Below are 7460 nucleotides of genomic sequence, written 5' to 3'. Positions count from 1 at the left end.
AGTACTAATCGGTCGAAAGCTTAATCTAAGATTCGAGAAAGCTATACGCAAGAAGCCACTACGAAACCAACGATCGCGTTAGATCGTTATGTTGGAAGACTGATGTTTGTTTTTGGAAGATCCATTCGAAAAATCTAATGTATGGTGGCGATAGCCTGCAGGATACACCCGGAAACATATCGAACCCGGCCGTTAAGCTGCAGAACGCCGACAATAGCCGCAAGGCAAAGATAGGAAGCTGCCAGACAAAATGAAATCCCCGAAGGATAAAGGAGAGATCCAATATCTTTCGGGGGTTTTTTCGTTTTATTGGGAAGAGCGTTTTCAGGATTTTTTTCTGAAGACGACTTTTCGGCCAGCCTTTCCTTTGGAAATCAGATTCATTTTAACCAGGCGATTTGCGGCTTTAGATGCACTTTGTACTGTATTGAGCGAATCAATTTCGTCACAGATCTGGACTAGAGTCAAAGTTTCGTATCGAGAAAACAGAGCCAGAATCGCATGATCCGTCGTATTCATGTCGGTGTTCGTGGCGCTTTCGGAATCGGGCACTGTTGGTGGAGTAGTATCTGTATCGCGATTGGATATGAGATTCTCGTTGAAGGTATAGAAGGAAGAACGGTGCTGCTGATGACAGATTAAAATCTTTTGAGCGGTCAATTCCTGAAGCAGAGAAGAAATTTCCACCGGGTCGAGTTTTAAAACAGGTTCCATGCGCCGAACGGTTACCTGTTTTTCATTTAGAGCGATGGATAGAATCATTTTTTCGTTCTCAGATAACGAGTGAAAGACATTCGGTCCTAAGCGGTTGATCAAATCTTTTTCGGTATTGCTTGAGAGTCCTGCGGTCAGCCATAGCCGTAATTCCACTTGCTGCAGGGTGACATTGTCATAGAGATCCGGCTCTTGCCATCCTTTTTCTTTCCAGATCTTCAGTATGGTTGGAATACCCGATCCAATATTGTCGCATAAGCCGATCATTCGAAACATCTGCTGTATTTTCGGATTTCGGGCTGACGTATGGCCTCCTTTAAAAATTTCACTTACTGGGATTTTCAGGTTTCCAGGATTTGAAAAAAGCAGATTGTCTTCATATCGGACGACTCTAAGGGATCCGCTGGTTCTGTAATTGGCATGAATGACCATATTGATCACTGCTTCTCGAATCGCTTTATGGGTATCGGTATCATCTACCCGGGTCATCCCGTCAAGCTGAAACGGTGCTGGCAGATCTCTGGTCAGGCGGGGCAGGATTAGATGTACGAAAGTGTACAGATTGTTTTCCCATTGGCCGTCGATTGTCAGGCGATCGGACCAGCGCTGACCAGGCATCATCTTCGCCTGATTCAGATAATCCATAAAGAGAGCGCTGAAGCGTTCTCGAATGGAAAGACCTTTTCCAAACATAAGCAAGCCGGCTTCGGTCAGAAACTCCTGGCCGGTTTGTCTGTTTCTGGCAAATCCTCCAATATGCAGAATAAAATCCTCATCGGAGTATGTATTAAAGATATGTCCTCGGTTCTGTACCTCAAATTCATTTCGGTAAGCATGGAGTGAATTGAGGTCGATATCCGCCATCGTATACCCTTCTAGCACGGCTCCATCCAGCCCTTGATCCGAACTGTCCTGAAGCATCGATCGCACTTCATCTTCGGAACAGTGGTAATCGCCTTCGTAATTGCGCCGAAAGGTTCCTTTAAAGGGATTTCCGTTAATATAAACCGGACGAAAGTGATAGGACGCGCGAGGAATATCGATCTGCAGAACGGACTTGTCGTCAATATTCAGGATCTGGACATCCTGATCCAGAAGAATATTTGCGCTGACTTTTTCTCCATTCATAGTGTCCCAGAATTCTTTTTTCCTTTTGTTTGGATTCGAAACACCTAGAACGGTAAATCGCTTGGCTCTGTCGAATTCTTTAAGGTTTTCTTCAATTCCTAATAAAATAGTGCCTCCATGCGTATTGGCAAAAGATGAGTACGTTTCCCATAAATCTTTCGGGATCTCATTGGCTGCTTTCTTACATTCTAGAGTAAGATGCTCTCCGTTTTGAAGGATTGAATTCAGTTTTTCCTGGTCGGTCATGCAAGCTCTCCTTTCATTGATATAAGCAGTACAAGATTCCTCTTTTCAGCCTGGAGGCAGTGCGTGAGGAACTGGCGAACAGACTTCTCTAAGTTGATGATATTATCAGAAAAATTGAACATCAACTGAGAGGGCGGATTATCCTGAAAATCAGTTGATGTTCAACCAGAAATGGTTGATGTTCAACCAGAATCAGTTGATGTTCAACCAGAATCAGTTGATGTTCAACCAGAATCAGTTGATGTTTAATCAGAATCAGTTGATGTTCAACCAGAACCGGTTGAAGTGAGGCAGAAAGTTGATAGTGAGGGATAAAATGAATATCCGAGAAGCTGCCTGACCCGATTACGCAGGAATCTTCTAGTTAGTTAGTGATAGTTTCTTTTATGGCTGACACGTTTTCGTATCTTTAGCGAATTCAAGCAATCGTCAAACTGCGGTCGACTAAAAACAGCTGAATGAAATGGGACTCTGTTCAGGAATGAGGAATCTCGCCGAAAGATAAAGGCAAAATCCGGTATCTTACGGAGAGTTTTCTTTTGGAAATGGGAGGTCCAAAGCCCTTAGGCCAGCCGTCTGAGAAGCCGGGGATGAGGTTTTGGGAATGGTGACGCGTGTGATAGAGTACACCATTGGAGGTTTTTTTGATGCATAAAATGGAATCGATGGAGATCCGCCGTCTGGTACTGTCCATGTCTGTGCCAATTGCACTGAGCATGCTGATGTCGGCTCTCTATAATATTATCGACAGCATGTACGTGGCCGGCTACTCTCAGGAAGCACTGCTTTCGGTCAGTCTGTGTTCCCCCATACAGAGTTTGATGATCGCCATTGCCTGCGGTACAGGTGTCGGTTTCAATACGGTCCTTTCCCGCTATCTTGGAGAACATAATCGGGAAATGGCGAGTCAGGCAGTTCTGAACGGTCTGTTTCTTTCTCTGATCAACTGGCTGATTTTCCTTCTGTTCGGTCTGTTTGGATCATGGGCATTCCTTGCGCTTTTCACGCAGGATACGGGAGTGCTTATGCAGGGAAATGTATATCTACAGATTTGCTGCGGCTGTTCCTTTGCAATCTTCTTCCAGATCACGTACGAGCGAATCATGCAGGCGGTGGGCCGTCCGATGTATAACCTGGCTATTCAGGGAACAGGCGCTCTGATTAATATTTTCCTGGATCCGCTGTTCATCTTCACCTTCAATATGGGTACGGCGGGAGCGGCGGTTGCAACCGTGATTGGCCAGATCGTAGCCATGGGGTTAGGAATCTGGATCACCTATCGAAAAGTCCCGGAGATTCATACAAATCTCAAAATGTTCCGCTGGGATCCGGTACTGCTTGGCCGCATTTTGAAAATCGGCATTCCGGCAATGGTCATGCAGGCAGTTATGAGTTTTATGTCTGTGTTCATGAACTGGATTCTGATGCCGTTTTCGTCTATGGCCGTTTCGGTATTCAATGTCTATACCCGTCTTCAGCAATTTGTTTTCATGGCGGTTATGGGCCTGAGCAACGCGCTCATCCCGATTGTCGCGTTCAACTATGGTGCGAGAAGAATGGATCGGATCGTCCCGGCGGTTCGTTTTTCACTGCTTCTGGCTTGTGCCATCATGGTGTTTGGAACGGTGCTGTTCCAGCTGATCCCGTCTCAGCTTCTCTCGATGTTCAATGCGGATCAGTCCATGTATGCGATCGGCATTCCCTGCCTGCGCGTCCTTTCCTGGAGCTTTGTATTCGCTGGCGTATCGATGATTCTCTGCTCTGCGTTTCAAGCCCTTGGGTATGCAGGAATCAGTCTTGTGATCACCCTGCTTCGTCAGCTCGTTCTTCCTGTTCCGCTTACCTGGGTTCTTGCCCGTCTCTTCGGTCTTGATCTTTCCTGGTATTCGTTTGTGATTACGGAAATTCTCTGCGCTGGAATCTCCGTTCTGGAATGGCAGAGAATTAAAAGAAAGACGGTAAAGCATTTAAGTGCAGCCACAGCTTAGCCATTCACATGCCAGATCGGACGTACGTCCGATTGGGACTTCAATTTGTTTTATACTCAATCGCAAAAACAAAACAGCCGAAGAATAAAGGAGAAATCCCGTATTCTTCGGCTTTTCGTATTTCCGGCTCGAATAGGAATCAGAAAAGAAACAGCAACGAATCCAGAGACATTAGAAGTAAGACGTAAAAGCTGCAGATCCTTTATGGATGGGATCTGCCGCAGTTTTAATTATGGAATTCAGTTTGTACTGCGAATTGCTTTTAGCGGATCAGACTTGCGGAAGGTGTTTTTCTCAGTTTGAGGAGCGCCTGGTTCAGCGAAGCGGACTGGGCGTTGATCGCATCCTGTTCGGCTTTACTGTTTTTGCGCAGGTCTTTTGCGCGGTTGAGCTCGTTCTCAAAGGCGGTCCAGTTTGCTTCCTGGTAGCTGTCTTTCTGTTTGAAAACCGAATTTGATTTGGTGATCACCTGATCGAGGAGTGTCCAGTCTGGCGTATAGATCACATCGGCTTCGAATACCGCTTCAAGCGTGCGGTTTTGGACCAGGTGCTGGCGATAAAGATCGTTTCGCCGGTTTCAATGCCTTTGGCTTCCATGTCCGTGTCGTGTTCCACAGGACGCCGGGAAGCAAACGCATAGTAGGAATATTTCGGAAGGCGGAACAGATCCCAGATACCGCAGGCGGAAATCGTCGGATCGTATCCGCGGTTATGGTCGATACCAATCCACATGGTCATACCGGCCATGCGTTTATTGCTGTCGGTATACAGCTTTTTACCCTCGGCTAAAGAGATTACTCCTGTTCCCTCGAAATGGAAGCCGTTGTACAGGCGATTGTTGGCCTGTTCTACCATTCGCTCTTCTCCGCCGGGGTAGTAAGTACCCGGGCCGCGGGTGACACGGCACGTATCGGTAAAGTAGCCGTACTGTTCAAGCCAGAAGTCGCCGTATTCACGAATGAAGGACTGCGATGTATCGTTCTTAAGTTCTTCCGGGCGTCCCCAGACGATATCGCCTTTCGTTGAATCATCATAGGCTTCAACGGCTGTGCGAACGGAAGGTCCTTCGGATTTTGCGATTTCTTCCAGCGAGTTGGTAAATCCAGCCGGAACGCCGGTGGATTCATTCAGCGATGTTTCAAACGCGAAAATGCAGGGGTGATTGCGGTCGCGGCGCAACATCTGGCGCGTATCGTTTTTTACGCGTTCTGCGAATACGGGGTTGTCATTCCAGTACTGCCAGCCCTGAATGGCTTCTACAACGAGAATGCCAAGCCGGTCGCATTCGTCGAGGAATGCCGGCGACTGGGCGTGGTGGGCGGTGCGAACGATCTGGAAGCCCGCGTTCTTATACAGGATGGCATCCTTGCGCTGCAGGTTGTCCGATGCCGCATAGCCGATGTACGGATATTCCTGATGACGGTTGACACCGGAAAGGAATCCCAGATGCTTCCCGTTAATTTTTACGCCTTCCGTGGCGCTGAAGATGACGGTACGAATACCGGTTGTGGTTTCTGTTCGATCCACTTCCTCGCCGTCGACGGTAACGGTGGAAACGAGCGTATACAGATTGGGGTGATCAAGATCCCACAGCTGCGGGTTTTCGAATTTGAAATTCTGCGCGATCGTCTGCGCATCACTGGCTGAAATCGTTACGGTTGAGCTTTTGGTGAGCGCTTCTTTGCCCTGCGGATCAACGTATGTCGACTTGAGGGTGACTTGCTTGTCTGCATCGGTTTCGTTGCGCACGTGCGTTTTGACAACGGCGGTCGCTTCTTGTTCACTGACCGACGGATAATCGATCAGAATTCCGCCTCCGGCTTCGATGTTTTCATACGTCGCATCGGTGATATGAACCGATTCCACGGAATGCAGATAGACGTTGCGGTAAATACCTCCGAAGTACGAGAAGTCCAGACTGCCCTGCGGCTTTCCGGGAGGAACCAGTCCATTGTCCCGGTTGTCGGTCAGGACTGTGATGACGTTTTTCTCGCCATCGCAGTGAACGGCATCCGTAATATCGAGGACGAAGGGAAGATAGCCTCCGTACTGGGTATGGTTTCCATCTTTGCTTCCGGTCAGCTTGGCTAACGGGCACTGAAGATGGGTCCCGTTGACCCATACATCGGTAACGCCCATGGCGCCTTCAAACTCGAAGTAAAGTTTTTTTTCCGGCATAGGATTCATCCAGGTAGAAGTGCTTGCGGTACATCGCTTCTCCCTGATAGTTTTTGCCGCCGCTCGCATTGTATTCTTCCAAACGAACGGGATGCGGCAGATCGACATTTTCCCAGCGTTCCAGTTCGGACTGGGGGTAGTCGACTTGAACAGCTTCTGGAATATTTGCGCGGACAAATTTCCAGCCCTGGTTGAAGTTCAGCTTCTCCCGCCCGTCGGCGGCAGTAATCTGTTCAACCGTCTGCGGCGAATCGGTTTCGTTCGCAGCGACTGTCTGGATCTGTCCTGGCAGCAGCATGCTGATGGAAAGCAGGACCATCAGCACGGGCAGACTCCATTGTCTGAGTGTTTTCATATTTCTCCTTTCCTCTCTTCGAATGTCTCAGACGAACACAGGGGGGATTTTGTCTGACGTGACGCGTTCGAGGGGAGCGTCCATCCGAAAAGCTGCTATTGTAAGCCTTTCCAAGCCTCGTTTTAGCTTTTACCTGAAATTGAAAACATGATTTAGTAAACATTTATCGATTTCCCGTTGATTTGTGCACGGACGTAAAAGAAAAATGCAGCCGAACAAATGGAAAGGTGGGATGAGAAAGCAAACGAGGAAGGAGAAGACGCCAGAAAAAAATGACGTTCTGGCATCCATGAATCCATATCGGGCACTTAAGCCATACAGAGGCTCCCATATAAAATAAATAGGATAGAAACGTTCAGTAGAAGGCAGTCTTTATTCGTTCGCTCCTGAGAGGAATGATCGGATTTCTTCGTGAGCGTAAACTTTCGCTAAGCATATTGCAGTGGCGTCCGTTTGCTCTGCTTCGATCGACAGGCAGAAAGCAGCCCGAAGATAAACGAACAGTATACAAAGCCTTTTCGGCTTTTTCCGGCTGATAGCGGAAACCAGATTTGGCTTTATAAGAGATGGAACCATTCGAGGCATTCAGAAAGACATCCTTTTTGAAAAATAAGAAGCATACGGCTCATTTGAGCAAAAAGTCACCGAGGATCCGATGCATTTACTTGACCTTGTTTGGGGATCTCTGATTAAATAAGGAAGCTGTTTGCGCAAGGAAACAGCACTTGAAATCAACTCGTGAAAATATTTTAAAAATTCACAAATAATGCTTGCATCGCTTCGATGCCCGTGTTATTATAGTTGAGCGCTGAGGTGAATTGCTTCTCTCAGTCGTCAAATCACCTTTAGAT

General features: G+C 47.5%; 5 protein-coding genes and 1 rRNA gene. 2 read left to right on the top strand and 4 right to left on the bottom strand.

Annotated elements, in window-relative coordinates; genetic code table 11:
• The first annotated feature begins 140 nt into the window (after nucleotides 1-140).
• Nucleotides 141-247: ribosomal RNA gene (gene rrf / locus Afil_RS10265) — 5S ribosomal RNA — on the top strand.
• A 77-nt stretch (nucleotides 248-324) separates the two neighbouring features.
• Here the strand turns inward: rrf and Afil_RS10260 are convergent.
• Nucleotides 325-2088: a DUF8451 domain-containing protein gene (locus tag Afil_RS10260; RefSeq protein WP_230268468.1), complete on the bottom strand. Its 1764-nt coding sequence runs from the start codon at nucleotides 2086-2088 to the stop codon at nucleotides 325-327.
• A gap of 647 nt (nucleotides 2089-2735) precedes the next feature.
• Here Afil_RS10260 and Afil_RS10255 point away from each other — a divergent pair.
• Complete coding sequence (locus tag Afil_RS10255) at nucleotides 2736-4076, top strand: MATE family efflux transporter (protein ID WP_230268467.1); 1341 nt, start codon at nucleotides 2736-2738, stop codon at nucleotides 4074-4076.
• Nucleotides 4077-4338: 262 nt separating this feature from the next.
• Here Afil_RS10255 and Afil_RS10250 read toward each other — a convergent pair whose 3' ends face one another.
• The 3 genes from Afil_RS10250 to Afil_RS10240 are packed head-to-tail and all read right to left on the bottom strand — an operon-like array spanning nucleotide 4339 to nucleotide 6609.
• On the bottom strand, nucleotides 4339-4581 hold the full coding sequence (locus tag Afil_RS10250; RefSeq protein ID WP_230268466.1) for a hypothetical protein: 243 nt from the start codon (nucleotides 4579-4581) through the stop codon (nucleotides 4339-4341).
• Complete coding sequence (locus tag Afil_RS10245) at nucleotides 4578-6254, bottom strand: glycoside hydrolase family 2 protein (protein ID WP_230268465.1); 1677 nt, start codon at nucleotides 6252-6254, stop codon at nucleotides 4578-4580. Before Afil_RS10245 ends, Afil_RS10250 begins: the two co-directional genes overlap by 4 nt.
• The gene (locus Afil_RS10240) at nucleotides 6223-6609 is read right to left on the bottom strand and encodes a hypothetical protein (protein ID WP_230268464.1); all 387 of its coding nucleotides are present in this window, start codon (nucleotides 6607-6609) and stop codon (nucleotides 6223-6225) included. Before Afil_RS10240 ends, Afil_RS10245 begins: the two co-directional genes overlap by 32 nt.
• Between the last annotated feature and the right edge of the window lie 851 nt (nucleotides 6610-7460).

The organism is Allobaculum fili (genome assembly GCF_020969955.1).
Taxonomy (GTDB): Bacteria; Bacillota_I; Bacilli_A; order Erysipelotrichales; family Erysipelotrichaceae; genus Allobaculum; species Allobaculum fili.
Note: the sequence above shows the minus strand (reverse complement) of the source record. Positions and strands in the feature narration are given on the sequence as shown.